Source organism: Massilia sp. LXY-6, from assembly GCF_051233485.1.
In the GTDB taxonomy this organism is placed as follows: Bacteria; Pseudomonadota; Gammaproteobacteria; order Burkholderiales; family Burkholderiaceae_D; genus Telluria.
In genome coordinates this window covers 81205-97131 of sequence record NZ_JBKFGF010000046.1, presented here as the reverse complement: position 1 = coordinate 97131, position 15927 = coordinate 81205, and the positions used below count along the sequence as shown (strand labels likewise).

Genomic DNA, 15927 nt, shown 5'->3' with positions numbered 1-15927 from the left:
CGCACAAACTCGTCTACACAAGATTAAAATTTACGTTATACTCAGTCTCATGTGATCTTTATGACCACGAAACGGCTCAGGATCCGGCGCAGCCACCACCGATAGCGTGGCGCGACAACCGGATGATCGTTGAAGAAACGCCTGTACCCGGAAGCGGTTTGCCTGCCTACAGTGGCAGGCGGACGCCGGAGGCAACCGGCAAGAGGCGACGCCAGGGGATGCTTGGCGATCGCTCTCCCCAATTCCCGAAACCCGCACGGATCCTCCGTCGCGGGTTTTTTCTTGCCCGAGCATGCCTGCGCACGCTTGAAATGAGGCGAACGGCCGGGTTCGCCTGCATGGCTTAGGATGTCATGATTGGCAAGGAGAGAAAATGAACGACATGTCCCCGGACCACGCGCCGCGTGGCGATGTGTTTTCCGATAGTTGCCCTTCGCGCGAGGTGCTCAAGCATGTGACCGGCCGCTGGGGCGTGCTGCTGCTGGTGGCTTTGGGTGACGGCACCCAGCGCTTCGGCGAGCTGCGCCGCAGGGTCGGCGGTATCAGCGAGAAGATGCTGGCCCAGACCCTGGTCTGGCTGGAGCAGGACGGTTTCGTGCAGCGCATCGCCCATTCGATGGCGCCGCCGCGGGTCGAGTACCGGCTGACCCCGATGGGGGAGGAGATCAGCCGCAAGCTGGCCGACCTGGCGGAATGGATCGAGGACAACCTGGCGGCGATCGTGGCCGCGCAAGGCAGGCCGCTCACCGGCTGACTCAGCGGCAGCTTCCCGGTAGAATAGGCGGACGAGGACGACCTCGCCCATGTCGGGAACACATGCGGGACGGCCCGGCTCTTCTGGAGGAGCTGTCATGCCCTGGGTCTTGCTGGTCGTTGCCGGTCTTTTCGAAGTCGTATGGGCTTATTCGATGAAGCTCTCGAACGGTTTCACCCATCTCACGTATTCCCTCATTACCCTCGTCATGATGACGGCAAGCTTCGGCCTGCTGTCCCTGGCGATGCGCTCTTTGCCCTTGGGCACGGCCTACACGATCTGGACCGGCGTCGGCGCGGTCGGCGCCTTCGTCGTCGGCATCGTGCTGCTGGGCGAGCAGTTCAGCCTGGTCCGCCTGTGCGCGGCCGCGCTGATCGTCAGCGGACTGGTGCTGATGAAGCTCTCCACCCATTAAAAAACCCCTGGGACGCGAATCGCAGGGGTTTGCATGGCAAAGCGCTTGAGTTCAGTGCGCGCTCATCGCCCGCTCGAGTTGTCCATGCCACGGCTCGGTCACGTCGCGCACGGCGCGGTCGTTGGCCATGATCTGCTTGAGCAGGTCGATCTTGCGCAGGCGTTGCGTGCCTTCCAGCGCCGGCACGCCCGACTTGGTGGCGCTCGCCTGCAGGGCACACTGGATTTCCATGCGGGCCAGGCCGTCGAAGTCGCCATCGCGGGCGGCGACCGCCATCCGGCCGCTGAGGGCGGCGATGTTTTCGTACATGGCGAGGACTTCGTTGGACGTCATGGTGCACCAGGAGGCATGAATTCCGGCCGGATTGCCGGGTATCTTGGTCGTTATCGGCCACGCTTTTGGGAACTTTAGGGTTTTCAAAAGATTTTTTTCAAATTTTTTTTCGACAACAAGATTCTGCCCGCTTCACGGGGAAGCCAGCGCCGGGAGCAGATAGCCGAAACGCCTACTATTCCCCGGATCGTGCATTCCAGCGCGGCTTTTTGCAGTTCGTCGCAATCCTGTCATCCTTGCTCTGTCCCTTGCTTATAGTGCAAGCTGGATCGGTGCGCCACAGCAGCGCCGACGATAACAAGACAGAGAGAAAAAAAGGGAGAACAGTCCATGAGACGATTCCAGGCGCTCGGCGCTACCGCGCTGGCCATCGCCGCCATCGGCGCCCATGCAGAGGCACCATATTCTTTTGATAAGACGCCGGGCAAGCTGCCCAAGAACGTCATCCCGCTCGAGTACCAGGCCCACCTGGCGCCGGACATCGACGCGAATACCTTCCGCGGCAACGAGACGATCGAGATCGAGGTGCTCAAGCCGACCTCGACCATCATGCTGAACGCCGCCGCGCTGGAGATCGACAGCGCCAGCCTGACGGGTAAGGGAATCGAGGCGCTCGCGCTGGCGCCGGTGCTGGACGACAAGCAGGAAACCCTGAGCTTCACCCTGCCGCGCGAACTGGTACCGGGCCGCTACCGGCTCGACCTCACGTTCCGCGGCAAGATCAACCGCGAAGGGCGCGGCCTGTTCTACGTGAATTACCAGGCCGGTAAAGCCGACAAGAAGCTGATCGCCACCACGATGGAGCCGACCGATGCGCGGCGCATGCTGCCGACCTGGGACGAGCCGGCCTTCCGCGCGAAGTTCCGCCTGTCGGTCGACCTGCCGGCCGGCCTGAAGGCGTATTCGAACACGCCGGTCGACCAGCAGGCAGCGATCGCCGGCGGCAAGCAGCGCATCAGCTTCAAGCCGACCCCGAAGATGCCGAGCTACCTGGTGGTGCTGGCTGCCGGCGAGTTCGAGCGCATCAGTGCGAAGCAGGACGGGGTCGAGATCGGCGTCGTCACCACCGAGGGCAAGAAGGACAGGGGCGCGTTCGCGCTGGGCGCCAGCCGCGACCTGCTGCACTTCTATAACAATTACTTCGGCCTGCCTTACCCGCTGGCCAAGCTCGACCAGATCGCGATCCCGAACGGTTTCAATGGCGCGATGGAGAACTGGGGCGCCATCGTCTACAACGAAAACACCCTGCTGTACGACCCGAAGAGCAGCCCGGAGCACGTGCGCCAGATGACGTTTTCGGTGAATGCCCACGAGATGGCGCACCAGTGGTTCGGCAACCTGGTGACCATGGCCTGGTGGGACAACCTGTGGCTGAACGAGGGCTTCGCGTCCTGGATGGCGTCCAAGGCCACCGACCACTTCCACCCGGAGTGGCGCCCGTACCTGGCGAACATCGGCGACCGCGAGCGCGTGATGAACCTCGACGCGCGCAAGACCACGCACCCGATCCAGACCCCGGTCGAGACCGAAGCCCAGGCCGCCGACGCCTTCGACGACATCACCTACGAGAAGGGCCAGGCCTTCCTGCGCATGCTCGAGGCCTACCTGGGCGAAGACGCCTTCCGCAAAGGCATCCGCGCCTACATGGCGAAGCACCAGTACTCGAATACCACCTCGGCCGACTTGTGGACGGCGCTCGAGCAGGCGTCCGGCAAGCCGGTCGGCAAGCTGGCCGCGGACTGGACCACCCAGCCGGGCTTCCCGCTCATCAAGGTCGCGCAAGCCTGCGAGGAGGGCAAGCGCAAGGTGACCCTCAGCCAGCAGCAGTTCCGCCTCGACGAACCGGCCACGGAAAACCGCTTGTGGAACGTGCCGCTGCAGGTCGGCACCGTGAACGGCAAGGCGCTGACCACGCTGCTGACCGGCGCCAGCACCAGGGTGACGCTGCCCGGCTGCGAGGGCACGCTGGTGGTCGATCCGCACAGCGTCGGCTACTTCCGCATCCAGTACGACCGCGCCAGCTTCGACGCCCTGGCCGGCCAGACCGCGCGCCTGCCGGACGCCACCCGCCTGAAGCTGCTGAACGATACCTGGACCCACGTCACGGCCGGCAGCATGCCGCTCGACCCCTGGCTGACGCTGGCCGGGGAGCTGCGCGACGATCCGCGCCTGGCGGTCTGGGAGGCGATCCTGTCCGACCTGAACTTCCTCGATGCACTGGCGCGCGGCGAACCGGAAGGCCCGGCGGTACTCCGCTTCATCGTCGGCTTCGTCAGGCCGAAGATGGCCAGGCTGGGCTGGGACGAGAAGCCGGGCGAGAGCGCCGAGGACGCCCAGCTGCGCGCGCTGCTGGCCGGCGCGCTGGCACGGGCCGGCGACGAGGAGGCGATCGCCCAGGCGCGCAGCCGCTTCCAGCGCTGGCTGAAGGAGCCGGCAGCGGTCAGTCCGGCGATGATCGGTTTCGTGCTGTCCGCCGCCGGCCGCTACGCCGACGCCCCGGCCTTCGCCGCGATCGAAGAGCGCATGCAGCGGACCCAGAACAACGAGGAGCGCGCGCGCCTGCTCGGCGCGATGATCCAGGCGCAGGATCCGGCGCTGGCCGACAGGGCGCTGCGGATGGCGCTGGCGCCGTCCACCCCGCCGACCATGGTCGCCCGCATCGTGCAGGGCGTGGGGCGCGAGCACCTGGACCAGGCCTGGAACTTCGCCGTCGCCAACCGCGAGCAGCTGATGAAGACCCAGGATGCGGTCAGCCGCAACCGTGCCTTCCCGGGTATCGTCGGCGCCTCCTCGAACGCCCGGGACGCCCAGCGCATGGAAGACTTCGTGCGCCAGAACTTCGAAGCCGATGCGCAGGTCGAAGCGCAGCGCGTCGCCAGCGGCATCCGCGTGCGCGCGGCGCAGAAGGCACGCCTGCTGCCGCAAGTACGCGAGGCGCTGAAATGAGCAGGCGGTACTACAATAACAACATCACTCACCAGGAAGGGAACTCCATGAAGACCAGATGGACACCAGTCAAGACCGCGATCGTGCTCGCCCTGTGTGGCGCCACCGTCATGTCGATGCCGACCCAGGCGCAGCAGGCCGGCGCCGGCGCGCCGAAGGCCGAGGCACAGGCCAATCAAACCGAGGCCAGCGCCGCCATCCGTCCCGGCGACGACTTCTTCGCCTGGGCCAACGGCGACTGGCTCACCAAGACCGAGATCCCGGCCGACCGCAGCTCCTGGGGCGCGATGGGCGCACTGGCGGAAGAGACCAACCAGCGCATCGTCAAGATGATCGAGGACCTGGCCGCCGACAAGAACCTGAACCTCGAAGCGCGCAAGGTGTCCGACTACTACCGGACCTACATGAACGAGTCCGCCATCGAGGGCAAGGGCGTCACCCCGATCAAGCCGTTGCTGGCGAAGATCGACGCCATCAAGGACAAGGCCGGCCTCGTGCGCACGCTGGGCGAGTCGATCCGCGCCGACGTCGACCCGCTGAACAACACCGACTTCTTCACCGAGAACGTGTTCGGCCTGTGGGTCGCGCAAGGCCTGCACGACCCCACCCGCCACATGCCCTACATCCTGCAGGGCGGCCTGGGCATGCCGGACCGCGCCTACTACCTGGACAACAGCGAGCGCATGGCCGGGCTGCGCACCAAGTACCAGCAGCACATCGCGACGATGCTGAAACTCGCCGGCTACGACAATGCCGAAGCGCGCGCCGCCAAGGTGTTCGCGCTGGAAGTCGACATCGCGAACACCCACGGCAGCCGCGCCGACTCGGCCGACGTGCAGAAGGCCGACAACACCTGGACCGTGAAAGATTTCACCGCCAAGGCCCCGGGCATGGACTGGAAGGCCTTCTTCAAAGCCGCGCGCCTGGGCGACCAGCAGAAATTCATCGTCTGGCATCCGTCGGCGGTAGTCGGCGAGGCGGCGCTGGTGCAGAAGGTCGACCTGGCCACCTGGAAGGATTACCTGGCCTTCCACCGCATCAACCAGCTGGCCAACGTGCTGCCGAAGGCCTTCGCGGACCAGCGCTTCGATTTCTACGGAAAATCCCTGAGCGGCACCCCGCAGCAGTCGCTGCGCTGGAAGCGCGCGCTGGGGGCAACCAACGAGGCGATGGACGAGGCGGTCGGCAAGATCTACGTGGCCAAGTACTTCCCGGCCCAGAACAAGCTGCGCCTGCAGCAGATGGTGAGCAATATCGTCGACGCCTTCGGCAAGCGCGTCGACAAGCTCGACTGGATGGCGCCGGCCACCCGTGCCCAGGCCAAGGAAAAACTGCGCACCCTGTACGTGGGCGTGGGCTATCCGGACAAGTGGAAGTCGTACGGGGGCCTGAAGGTCGTGCCCGACGATGCCTTCGGCAACGCCTTGCGCGCCGACGAGTTCCATACCGCCCAGGAGATCGCCAAGCTGCACCGCAAGCCGGACCGCACCGAATGGTCGATGCCGCCGCAACTGGTCAACGCCGTCAACCTGCCGCTGCAGAACGCGCTGAACTTCCCGGCCGCGATCCTGCAGCCGCCGTTCTTCGACCCGAAGGCTTCGGACGCCACCAACTACGGCGCGATCGGCGCCATCATCGGCCACGAGATCAGCCACAGCTTCGACGACCAGGGCGCCCAGTTCGACGCCCAGGGCCGCCTGCGCGACTGGTGGACCAAGCAGGACATGGAGCACTTCAAGGCCGCTTCCGCCAAGCTGGTGGAGCAGTACAACAGCTACAAGCCGTTCCCGGACCTCGCCGTCAACGGCCAGCTGACCTTGTCGGAAAACCTGGCCGACCTGGCCGGCCTGGCCGCTGCCTACGATGCCTACCGCGTGGCTTCGGCCAAAGGTGATGGCAAAGGCGCCAGCGAAGAGGGCGACCGCCAGTTCTTCACCGGCTTCGCGCACAGCTGGCGCAACAAGGCGCGCGAAGCGGCCGAGCGCCGCGGCATCCTGACCGACGGCCACGCGCCGCCGCAGTACCGCGCCGCCACCGTGCGCAACCTGGACGCCTGGTACAAGGCCTTCGACGTGCAGCCAGGCCAGAAGCTGTATTTGGCGCCGGAAGACCGCGTCCGGGTATGGTAAAGCCTGGTAAAAGTTTGTAGAAGGTAACGGACACCTGCGCTACGGAGGCCAGCCTAGAATGAATGGCCTGGCATTCCTTACCGCAGGTGCTCATGCAGCAGCATTATCTCGACATCAGGCGGCGCATGCTGCGCCCGCATCCTTACATGGACCACGATTCCGACTTCCGGGAAATTTCCGAACGCACCTTGCATCACTACGATGAGGTGGCACCGCGCTTCTTCGCCGGCACGATCGACCACGACGTCAGCCAGAACATCGCCGCCCTGCTGGACGCGATCGAGGCCGAAGCGCCTTTCACCATCCTCGATCTCGGCTGCGGCCCGGGACGCGACCTCAAGACTTTCCGCGAACTGGGCCACCGCGCCATCGGCCTGGACGGCAGTCCCCGGTTCGTGGAAATGGCAGCGAGCTATAGCGGCTGCGAAGTGTGGCTGCAGAACTTCCTCGACCTCGACTTGCCGGACGGCCTGTTCGACGGCATCTATGCCAACGCCTCGCTGTTCCACGTGCCGCGCAGCCTGCTGCCCAAGGTGCTGGGCGAGCTGCGCGAGGCCCTCAAGCCGGGTGGCGTGCTGTTCAGTTCCAACCCGCGCGGCAACAACGAAGAGGGCTGGAATGGCCCGCGCTGGGGAAGTTTCCACGACTATCCGTCCTGGGAAGCCTTCCTGGTCGAGGCCGGCTTCGCGCCGATCCAGCATTACTACCGGCCGGCCGGTCTCCCGCGCGATCAACAGCCCTGGCTGGCCAGTGTGTGGCGTAAAAATTGATTCCACTACGTTAACCGGCGAACAGAGTATGGCTCGCAATCGGCCCAAGATGGAATCGTGCCGCTCGACAGCCGGGCGGTTGCGACGGGACCTCGACACCACCACCAGCTCCGGCGGTCCACCGGCTGGGATGCGCAGCGGATCGAGGGTTCGTTAACTTACTGAAAGGAGGTGTCCATATGAACGAGGACCAGATCAAAGGCAAGGCCAAAGACATTGGCGGCAAGATTCAGGAAGGTGTCGGCAATGCCGTTGGCAGCAGCGAGCAGCAAGCCAAAGGCCAATCGAAACAGGTCGAAGGCAAGGTGCAGGAAAAAGTTGGGGATGTGAAAGACGTTATCAGCCCCAAGGGTAATCGCTGATCTGCGTTGCCTAGGCGCTACCCTCCAGACAGCCGCCCTCGGGCGGCTGTCTTCTTATTTGCTTCCGATTTACAAGGACCTGAGGTACTGCGCCAGGTCCGCCACCTCGTCCGGGCTCAAGCCCAGCGCCTTGCGCTCGTTATACGTCCTCACCACATCTTCCAGCGTCGCCGCCTTTCCGTTATGGAAGTAGGGCGGGTGCTGCCACACGCCGCGCAGGGGCGAGGTGCGGTATTTCTTGGTCGCGCTGCGCGAGGCATAGCTGGGTGCGCCATTCGGTTCCGGTTCGCTCACCACTTCCGAGACCTCGTGCAGGCGTTCGTTGGCATCGGTGAACTTCGGTCCGCTGTGGCAGCTGATGCATTGACCCTTGCCATTGAAAAGCAGCTGGCCGCGCACGGCCGCCACCGCATCGAAGCTGCCCGCCGGCGGCGGCGGGGCATCGAGCGAGAGCTGGTAGGCGCGCAGCGCCGGCAGCAATGGCTCCACCAGGTTGACGTTGCCGTTGGTGATGTCTACGCCGATGCGCGCATCGGCGAAGTGTCCCAGCCCGCCCATCTGGGTCACGGCCACGTAGCGGTTCCAGTAGCTGACGTCGTCGCCGTCGCCGGTATAGGTGATGCTGTGGATGTCCTTCAAACCATAGGCCGGCGGAATCACCACCGGGCCGTTCTTGCCGTCGATGTTGAAGCGCGGATCATACTTTCCTGGCCCCCAGGAGTTGTACACGGCCTTTTGCGCGGCGCTCAGGACGGGCGAGAGCGCGATGATCGCGCCCGGGTTCAGGTCGCGGTTCGGCCAGCCGTCCAGGCGCTTGCCGATTCCTTTCGCAAAGGAATTATCGACGGTCGAATGGCACAGCGCGCAGGTGATGCCGACGCGCTTGAGCACATCCTTGCCGCCGACCGTTTCCACCTGCCCGGCCAGGCCGACGACGGCGTTCAGCTTGAGCAGGGTGATGGTGGTCTGCGGGCTCTTCAGGTCCACGCTGCCGTTCTTGATTCCCTGCTGTACGTCCGCCGGCAAAGCGTCGGCGTCGACCTTCAGGCCGACCGCCAGCGCGGTGGTCGGGTCGACCACCGCGGCGATGACTTCATGCATGCGCAAGGTATCGGTCCATTTGGCCTCGTCGCCGTAGGTGTTGAACCGGAATACTTCCTTGCCCTTGGCGATGAGCGCCGCATCCGACTCCGGCGGTGGCGGGTGGTGGTTGCTGCCTCCGCAGGCGGCAAGAACGGCCAGCGGTATGAGAACGGCTGGCCTGCGAACATGGCGCGTCAGCATGGTGGTCTCCTTTGTAGAACGGACGATGCCGTTTCATGTACACGCTACGCCAGGGAAGCAGCGCCGCTTTCGGCTATCGCAAGCAGCGGCTTGCGCGCGGCGGTGCTTCTGCGTGCGGCATTAGATGAAGGGCGTGGGCACGCCGTTCCCGCAGGGGATCAGGAATCGCGCTTGTCCTCGTCGCGGTCGCCGAGGATGTCCTGCACGTACAGCATCTTCACCAGCAACATCAGGCTTGCCGTCAACGGCGTCGCCAGCGCGATGCCGGCGAAGCCGAAGATGGTGCCGAACACCAGCTGCATCACGATGATCAGGGCCGGCGGCAGGGATACCGCCCAGGAATCGATCATCGGCTGCATGACATAGCCGTGCATCATCTGGATACCAAGGAACAGCAGGGTCGTGTAGAGGGCCAGTTGCGGGTCCACCGACAGGGCGATCAGCACCGCCGGCACGCCCGCCATGATCGGGCCGAGGTAGGGAATGAAGTCGAGCAGGCCGGCGATGATGCCGAGGATAAGCGCCAGCGGCACGCCCAGCAGGCTCAGCCCGATCGAGGTCGCGGTGCCGGCGATCAGCATCGAGCAGGAAGTGCCGAGCAGCCAGCGCGCCAGGGTGCCGCCGATTTCGTCCAGCACCTGGCCGGCGCGCTCGCGCTTGCGCGGCGGGACCAGCTTGATGAAGCCGTCGATATAGCGGCGTGGCGACAACGCAAAATAAATGCCGACGAACAGGATGATGGCGATGTTGGCGATCGCGCCCAGCACGCCGCCGAAGAACAGGCCGGCGTCCGGCGCCATCCGGCCGAGGTATTGCATGAGCTGCTTGGGCTGCGGCAATTCGCTGGCGATGCGCCTGAGCAGGGGATGGTGTTCGACCATCTGTTGCAGGCGCTGCAGCGAGGCCGGGATCTCCTTTGCCAGCTGGTTGGCCTGCTCGGCGATCCGCGGCGCCATCGCCCAGCCGCCCAGGCCGATCATGAGCAGCAGCAGGACCACCACGATGACCAGGCCGAGCTTGCGGTTGATGTGAAAGCGGCGGCACAGGATGGCGCTCAGCTCGTACAGGAAGATGGCGAACAGGATGCAGGCAAACACCAGCAGCAGGGCATTGGCCGCGTAGTAGATGCCGGCCAGCAGGGCCAGGAACAGGGCGGCGATCCCGTCGACGAGGGCGAAGCGGCGCATCAGGCGGCGATGCACGGGCGTCGGCGTGGCGGCATCGCCGGCGGGCGGGGTGGGATCTTGGTCGTTCATGACAAAATGCTATCCTGGTGCTGGCCGGAACGGCGCGCGGCTGAGCTATGTGCGTGCGCGAACGGAACCGTCCATCGAGCATTCTTATCATGGAGTCACAGTCAATGAAAGGAGAGCACCATGAACTCGAATCAAGTCGAAGGCAAACTGCAAGACATCGGTGGCAAGATCCAGGAAGAAGCCGGCAAGCTGGTCGGCAACCAGGAGCAGCAGGTGAAAGGCCTGAAGAACCAGGTCGAGGGCAAGACCCAGGAGAAGGTGGGCGATGCGCAGCAAACCATCCACAACGCGACCAAGTAAGCTGAACCGTAGGGTGGGCGCGGCCGGCGTAGGCAGCTCGTGCCCACGCGGTTGATCGCAAAAAAACAGCCGCTCGAAGCGGCTGTTTTTACGTCGGCGTGGGCACGTTCGTTTTGAGGCCCCCAGCCTCAAAACCCCACCCTACGCCTTACTTCGCATCGGTCCCACCGAGGTTCTTCTTGAAGAAGGCCTCGATCATCCCGTACACGTGGCGCTGGCCGGCACGCGACGAGATGCCGTGCTTGGCGCCCGGGTAGGTCATCAGCTCGAAGCGCACGTTGCGGTTCACCAGCGCGTCGATCAGGCGGGTCGAGTTGGTGAACAGCACGTTGTCGTCCGCCATGCCGTGCACCAGCAGCAGCGGCGACTTCAGGCCGTCCAGGTGGGCAAACACGCCGCTCTGCTGGTAGGCTTCGGGATTCTGCTTCGGCCCCGTGCCCAGGAACTGCTCGGTGTAGTGGGTGTCGTACAGCGACCAGTCGGTCACCGGCGCCACCGACACGCCCATCGCGATCTTGCTTGACCCCGCTTCCAGCAGGCGCAGGGTCATGAAGCCGCCATAGCTCCAGCCGAACACGCCGACGCGCTTCGGATCGACGAAGCTCTGCTTGGCCAGCCAGTCGACGCCGGTCAGCTGGTCTTCGACTTCGTGCTTGCCCAGTTCGCCGTAGATGACGTCGGTGAAGGCGCGCTCGCGGCGCGACGAACCGCGGTTATCCAGCGTGAACACGACGAAGCCCTGCTGCGCCATGTACTGCTTGAACAGGTTGCCCCAGCCGCGGGTGACCTGCTGCGAGTGCGGGCCGCCGTAGACGAACAGGAAGACCGGATAGCGCTTGGCCGGGTTGAAGTTGGCCGGCTTGATCATCGAGTAGTACAGGGTCTGGCCGTCGTGCGCCTTGATGTTGCCGAATTCGGTCGGCAGATGGCTCGACACGTACTTCGCGTACGGATGGTCCTTGTTCAGCTCGTTATGCTCGAGCCACTCGACCATCGAACCGTCGGCCTTGCGGATCGACACTTGCGGCGGGGTCTTCGGATCGGAAAAGGTGTCCACGAAGATCTTGCCGTTCTTGGCGAAGGTATCGTCGTGCCAGCCGTCCAGCTTGGTGATGCGCACCGGCTTGTCGGCATTGCTGCCGTCCAGGTTCAGCGCGTAGGTCTGCTTGTCGATCACCGCATCCTTGTTCGAAGACACGTAGACCTTGCCGGTTTCTTCGTCCACGGCCAGGATCGCGTCGACGCCCCATTCACCCTTCGAGATCGGGTGCAGCTCTTTCCCGTTCAGGTCGAACAGGTAGAGGTGGTTGCGGCCGCTGCGCTCCGAGGCCCAGATGAAGGCCGGGCGGTTTTTCAGGAATTTCAGGTCGTCGTGGATGCTGACCCAGGTCTTCGAGGTTTCGGTGAAGAGGGTGCGCTGCGCCAGGCTGGCGGCATCGACGGCGACCAGGTCGAGGCGCTTCTGGTCGCGCGACTGGCGCTGGTAGACCAGGGTCTTCCCGTCGGCACTCCAGTCGGCGCGCACCAGGTAGATGTCCTTCTCGGCACCGAGATCGACCTTCTTCTGCGCGCCGGTGGCCGGGTCGACGATCATCAGGTCGACCAGCACGTTCGGATCGCCGGCGGCCGGGTAGCGCTGGTCGATGACTTCGGTGCGGTCGGCGAAGATCTCGAAGCGGCGCACGACCGGCACCGGGGCTTCGTCGTAGCGTTTATAGGCGATCGCGGAGTCGTCCGGCGCCCAGTAGTAGCCGGTGCGCTGGCCCATTTCTTCCTGGGCGACGAACTCGGCTTCGCCGTTGTGGATGCTGCCTTTGCCATCAAGGGTGAGCTGGCGTTCCTTGCCGCTCGACAGGTCGATCACGACCAGGTTCTGGTCGCGCACGAAGGACACGTAGCGGCCCTTCGGCGAGATCTTCGGATCGCCCACGTTACCGGAGGCAACCTTGCGCGCATTGTCCGGATTGGCGACGTCGACCAGGTACAGGTCGCCGGCGATCGGCACCAGGATCTGCTTGCCGTCGGGCGACCAGCTGTAGCTGATGATGCCGGACAGGCTGGCGGTACGCGCGCGCTCACGGCGCGCCTTTTCTTCCAGCGACAGGTTTTCAAGCGGGACCAGTTTCTTGGAGTCGACCAGGCGGTGCGTGGTCTTGTCCTTCATGTTGTATTCCCACAGATCCATCTGGAACTGGTTGTCGGCGCGGCCGCGCAGGAAGGTCACGCGTTCGCCATCGGGCGACACACGCACGTTACGGACGCCGGGACCGGATAACGCCGGGTCGGCGTAGATGCGGTCCAGGGTCAGGCGTTCCGCGGATGCGGGAACGGCCGACAGGGCGGCCAGGAGGCAGAGAAGAAGGCGCATGGGTTGTCTCGTGGGTAAAAAATTAATTTTGTGCAACTACGAGACGATACCAGACTCAGGGATGAAAAGCTGTAATGATGTCTTGTTTTTGGAATGGCTTTTTCGGTACCTCCACGGCCGGGACGTCGAGGACTATCTCGATCAGATCGACCGCGAAACTGCCGACGTGAACGACGACATGTCCCAGGAGGAAAAGGGAGACATCCTTGCCGACCTATAAAACGAGCTCGGCAACTACCGTTGAGCACCTCAGGAGCCCTCAGCGGATGCCCAACGAATTGCTCTATATCGGCAGGGCCGGCGAGCATGACATCATGAGGGCGGCATCGCAGTAAGTGCCGCTCAGCCTTTTGCCTGGGCCTCGCGTACCCGCAGCTTCGACAGATTGTTGAGCGACCAGGCCAGCAGGACGGCCGCCACCGTCAGTCCCAGCACCAGGCCGATCCAGAAACCGGTGGCCTGCATCGGCGCGCTTGGGCCCCACGGGAACCAGTCGGGGGCCAGGCCCAGGATCCAGCCGACCGGCAGGGCCACGCCCCAGAAGGCGATCATCTGGATCAGCATCGGCGAGCGCGTCACCTTGTAGCCGCGGATGCTCGAGGCGGCCGCGACCTGGGTCGAGTCCGACAGCTGGAAGATGGCGGCGAACAGCAGCAGCATCGCGCAGGTCGCCTGCACCGCCTTGTCGGAGGTGTACATGGCCGCGACCTGCCAGCGGAACAGGGCGATGAATACCGCCGACAGCAGGCCGAAGAACACGCACAGGCCGGTGCCGGTCCAGGCCACGAAGCGCGCGCGCACCGGGTTGCCTTCGCCCATCGCCTGGCCGACGCGGGTGAGGGTGCCGATGCCGAAGCTCAGCGGCACCATGAACACCAGCGAGATGAAGTTCAGTGCGATCTGGTGCGCCGACACCTGCACCACGCCGAAGCGCGCCACCAGCAGGCTGACGATGCCGAAGGCGCTGACCTCGGCGAAGTGGGTCACGCCGATCGGCAGGCCGAGGCGCAGCATGCTGCCGATCTCACTCCAGTTCGGGCCTTCCCAATGGGTGAACGGATAAGTTGCGCGGTAGGCCCCGGACACCCTGATCCAGCCGACCATGGCGGCCAGCATCAGCCACACGCCGCTGGCCGTGGAGATCGCACAGCCCAGCGCGCCGAGTTGCGGAAAGCCGAACTTCCCGAACACCAGCACCCAGTTGAGCATCACGTTGTAGAGCAGGCCGCAGATCGCGATGATCATGATCGGCTTGGTCTGGTTGATGCTGGTCGTGTAGCCGTACAGCGCGCGGTAGCAGCCGAAGGCCGGCATGCCCAGGCTGATGATGTGCAGGAAGGTCTTGGCGCGGTCGGCCACCGCCTGTTCCAGGCCGATGTGGTCGAACAGCAGCGCGCAGGCATTCGCCGCCAGGCAGCCGGCCACGCCGACGAGCAGGCCCATCCACAGCGATTCGCGCACCGAATGCGAGATCTTGTCGAAGCGCCCGGCGCCCATTTCGTGGGAGACCACCGAGTTTACGGCCATCATGATGCCCATCACCGTCACCAGGATGATCGACCACACCGAGGTCCCGAGCGACACCGCCGCCAGTTCGGCCGCGCTGACGTGGCCCGTCATCGCCACGTCCGCCACGCCCATGCCGACGGTCGCGAGCTGGCCCACCAGCATCGGCCACGACAGGCGCCACAAGGTCGCGATTTCGGTGCGGATCGGGGTAGAAGCGTGCGTGGTGGTAACAGTAGACGTCATGACTCGGTTTGCGAACGAAACCGATGATTCTACCGTAGGGTGGGCGCGGCCGGCGTAGGCACCCCGTGCCCACGCGTAACGTTCGCAAACTGCAGCGTCCGCGTGGGCACCTGATTGATGCCCCCGGCATCAATCAACCCTACTGCTTGCTTAATGCCGCCCGGCCTCGCGCGGCGGCACCGTCTTCAGATAGGCGTACAGGGCGCGCACGTCGGTATCGTTCATCTGCCTGAGCGAGCCGAAGGGCATGACCGGGCTGATCGGCTTGCCGTCCGGGCGGTGGCCGCTGCGCAGCATGTCCATGAACAGCTCCGGGGTCGGGTAGCGGACCATGGCACTGCCCTTGCCGGACGTCAGGTTGGCGGCGGCCGGCCAGGACGACGGCGTGCCGGGGATCCTGCCGCCGCTCAGGGCCGCGCCGTGGCAGCCGATGCAGGCGTTCGCCACGTAGGCGCCGTACTGCGGGGTGATGGCGGGAGCGACCGCGGAAGCCGGCGCCCGCGCATGGTCGATCTTCTCGGACGCGTCCTGGATCACGCCGAAGGCATACAAGGCCTTCACCTGGGCCGGCACGTCGATCATCGCCTTGTTGCCGGACACCGGGCGCATCTGCTGGAGGAAGGCGATCAGGGCCGCCATGTCCTCGTCGGTCAGGCGGCTGTAGTCCTCGCTGGGCATCATCATGACCGGGTTGCCGTTCGGCTTGACGCCGTGGCGCACGGTGCGCACCCAGTCGACGACCTTGTAGCCGGCCGTGGTGCCGTTCGGGCCGCCGGTGATGTTGGGCGCGACCACGTGCATGCTGCCGTCGTTCACGATGGTCTTGCCGGCACCGTCGCCGCCATGGCATTCGGCGCAGCCGCGCGTGTTGTACAGGTAGCGCCCGTGCTCGACGCGCGCGGGATCGGGCACCACGTCCAGCGCCCGCACCTGCAGCGCCACGTTGCGCGCCATCTTGCGCTCGCCCAGCGCCTTGCCGACCACGGTTGCCGCCACGCCCAGCAGGCCGAGCGCCACCAGCGCGACGCTGGTCCGTTTGACCCATTTGCTCATGCTCATGTGCCACTCCCAGGGAAATACCTTCGTATTGCCAATTTAGCACTGCTCAGCCGTTATGCCTAGCTGGTTGAACGATGGGGAATGTGCTGCCGTATGTGCGGGATCAGCAGTCGTATGCGCCGTGCATGCGCTCCGCCATCGGTGCCGGCCATGGTTGAAAAGGAAACAGTCGCCGCCATATTGTGAGTAATTGAACATC

The 15927-nt window shown here is 64.7% G+C and carries 13 protein-coding genes; 7 read left to right on the top strand and 6 right to left on the bottom strand.

What is annotated here, in order from left to right:
* Positions 1 to 373: 373 nt before the first annotated feature.
* On the top strand, positions 374 to 754 hold the full coding sequence (locus ACI48D_RS19790) for a winged helix-turn-helix transcriptional regulator (protein ID WP_435572959.1): 381 nt from the start codon (positions 374 to 376) through the stop codon (positions 752 to 754).
* Positions 755 to 851: 97 nt separating this feature from the next.
* Positions 852 to 1169: a DMT family transporter gene (locus tag ACI48D_RS19785; protein WP_435572958.1), complete on the top strand. Its 318-nt coding sequence runs from the start codon at positions 852 to 854 to the stop codon at positions 1167 to 1169.
* A gap of 51 nt (positions 1170 to 1220) precedes the next feature.
* On the opposite strand, the gene ACI48D_RS19780 is transcribed toward ACI48D_RS19785, so the two are convergent.
* Entirely contained in the window at positions 1221 to 1502 is a 282-nt protein-coding gene (locus ACI48D_RS19780; protein WP_435572957.1) for a flagellar protein FliT, read from the bottom strand.
* Between the two features lie 330 nt (positions 1503 to 1832).
* On the opposite strand from ACI48D_RS19780, the gene ACI48D_RS19775 reads away from it, so the two are divergent.
* From ACI48D_RS19775 to ACI48D_RS19760, 4 genes are all read left to right on the top strand, one after another.
* Entirely contained in the window at positions 1833 to 4448 is a 2616-nt protein-coding gene (locus tag ACI48D_RS19775; RefSeq protein WP_435572956.1) for a M1 family metallopeptidase, read from the top strand.
* 47 nt (positions 4449 to 4495) lie between these two features.
* On the top strand, positions 4496 to 6577 hold the full coding sequence (locus tag ACI48D_RS19770; protein ID WP_435572955.1) for a M13 family metallopeptidase: 2082 nt from the start codon (positions 4496 to 4498) through the stop codon (positions 6575 to 6577).
* Positions 6578 to 6723: 146 nt separating this feature from the next.
* Positions 6724 to 7347 carry a class I SAM-dependent methyltransferase gene (locus tag ACI48D_RS19765; RefSeq protein WP_435573001.1) on the top strand — a complete coding sequence of 208 codons (624 nt, stop codon included), beginning with the start codon at positions 6724 to 6726 and terminating at the stop codon, positions 7345 to 7347.
* Between the two features lie 179 nt (positions 7348 to 7526).
* Entirely contained in the window at positions 7527 to 7709 is a 183-nt protein-coding gene (locus tag ACI48D_RS19760; protein WP_435572954.1) for a CsbD family protein, read from the top strand.
* Between the two features lie 69 nt (positions 7710 to 7778).
* Here the strand turns inward: ACI48D_RS19760 and ACI48D_RS19755 are convergent, their stop codons facing one another.
* Both ACI48D_RS19755 and ACI48D_RS19750 read right to left on the bottom strand, forming a co-directional pair.
* Positions 7779 to 8993 (bottom strand): c-type cytochrome, encoded by a 1215-nt coding sequence (locus ACI48D_RS19755; protein ID WP_435572953.1) that lies wholly within the window; start codon positions 8991 to 8993, stop codon positions 7779 to 7781.
* A gap of 158 nt (positions 8994 to 9151) precedes the next feature.
* Positions 9152 to 10249 (bottom strand): AI-2E family transporter, encoded by a 1098-nt coding sequence (locus ACI48D_RS19750; RefSeq protein WP_435572952.1) that lies wholly within the window; start codon positions 10247 to 10249, stop codon positions 9152 to 9154.
* Between the two features lie 120 nt (positions 10250 to 10369).
* Between ACI48D_RS19750 and ACI48D_RS19745 the strand changes: the two genes are divergently transcribed.
* A complete protein-coding gene (locus ACI48D_RS19745; RefSeq protein ID WP_435572951.1) occupies positions 10370 to 10549 on the top strand; it encodes a CsbD family protein in 180 nt (59 codons plus the stop codon).
* A 148-nt stretch (positions 10550 to 10697) separates the two neighbouring features.
* Here ACI48D_RS19745 and ACI48D_RS19740 read toward each other — a convergent pair whose 3' ends face one another.
* From ACI48D_RS19740 to ACI48D_RS19730, 3 genes are all read right to left on the bottom strand, one after another.
* Complete coding sequence (locus tag ACI48D_RS19740; RefSeq protein ID WP_435572950.1) at positions 10698 to 12917, bottom strand: S9 family peptidase; 2220 nt, start codon at positions 12915 to 12917, stop codon at positions 10698 to 10700.
* A 342-nt stretch (positions 12918 to 13259) separates the two neighbouring features.
* The gene (locus ACI48D_RS19735; protein WP_435572949.1) at positions 13260 to 14669 is read right to left on the bottom strand and encodes an MATE family efflux transporter; all 1410 of its coding nucleotides are present in this window, start codon (positions 14667 to 14669) and stop codon (positions 13260 to 13262) included.
* A 150-nt stretch (positions 14670 to 14819) separates the two neighbouring features.
* A complete protein-coding gene (locus tag ACI48D_RS19730; RefSeq protein WP_435572948.1) occupies positions 14820 to 15728 on the bottom strand; it encodes a c-type cytochrome in 909 nt (302 codons plus the stop codon).
* Positions 15729 to 15927 lie beyond the last annotated feature (199 nt).

What these genes read in the sequence shown, in the direction of transcription:
- ACI48D_RS19790 (WP_435572959.1), top strand. Translation starts at nt 374, where the DNA reads ATGAACGACATGTCCCCGGACCACGCGCCGCGTGGCGATGTGTTTTCC.
- ACI48D_RS19785 (WP_435572958.1), top strand. Translation starts at nt 852, where the DNA reads ATGCCCTGGGTCTTGCTGGTCGTTGCCGGTCTTTTCGAAGTCGTATGG.
- ACI48D_RS19780 (WP_435572957.1), bottom strand. Translation starts at nt 1,502, where the DNA reads ATGACGTCCAACGAAGTCCTCGCCATGTACGAAAACATCGCCGCCCTC.
- ACI48D_RS19775 (WP_435572956.1), top strand. Translation starts at nt 1,833, where the DNA reads ATGAGACGATTCCAGGCGCTCGGCGCTACCGCGCTGGCCATCGCCGCC.
- ACI48D_RS19770 (WP_435572955.1), top strand. Translation starts at nt 4,496, where the DNA reads ATGAAGACCAGATGGACACCAGTCAAGACCGCGATCGTGCTCGCCCTG.
- ACI48D_RS19765 (WP_435573001.1), top strand. Translation starts at nt 6,724, where the DNA reads ATGGACCACGATTCCGACTTCCGGGAAATTTCCGAACGCACCTTGCAT.
- ACI48D_RS19760 (WP_435572954.1), top strand. Translation starts at nt 7,527, where the DNA reads ATGAACGAGGACCAGATCAAAGGCAAGGCCAAAGACATTGGCGGCAAG.
- ACI48D_RS19755 (WP_435572953.1), bottom strand. Translation starts at nt 8,993, where the DNA reads ATGCTGACGCGCCATGTTCGCAGGCCAGCCGTTCTCATACCGCTGGCC.
- ACI48D_RS19750 (WP_435572952.1), bottom strand. Translation starts at nt 10,249, where the DNA reads ATGAACGACCAAGATCCCACCCCGCCCGCCGGCGATGCCGCCACGCCG.
- ACI48D_RS19745 (WP_435572951.1), top strand. Translation starts at nt 10,370, where the DNA reads ATGAACTCGAATCAAGTCGAAGGCAAACTGCAAGACATCGGTGGCAAG.
- ACI48D_RS19740 (WP_435572950.1), bottom strand. Translation starts at nt 12,917, where the DNA reads ATGCGCCTTCTTCTCTGCCTCCTGGCCGCCCTGTCGGCCGTTCCCGCA.
- ACI48D_RS19735 (WP_435572949.1), bottom strand. Translation starts at nt 14,669, where the DNA reads ATGACGTCTACTGTTACCACCACGCACGCTTCTACCCCGATCCGCACC.
- ACI48D_RS19730 (WP_435572948.1), bottom strand. Translation starts at nt 15,728, where the DNA reads ATGAGCATGAGCAAATGGGTCAAACGGACCAGCGTCGCGCTGGTGGCG.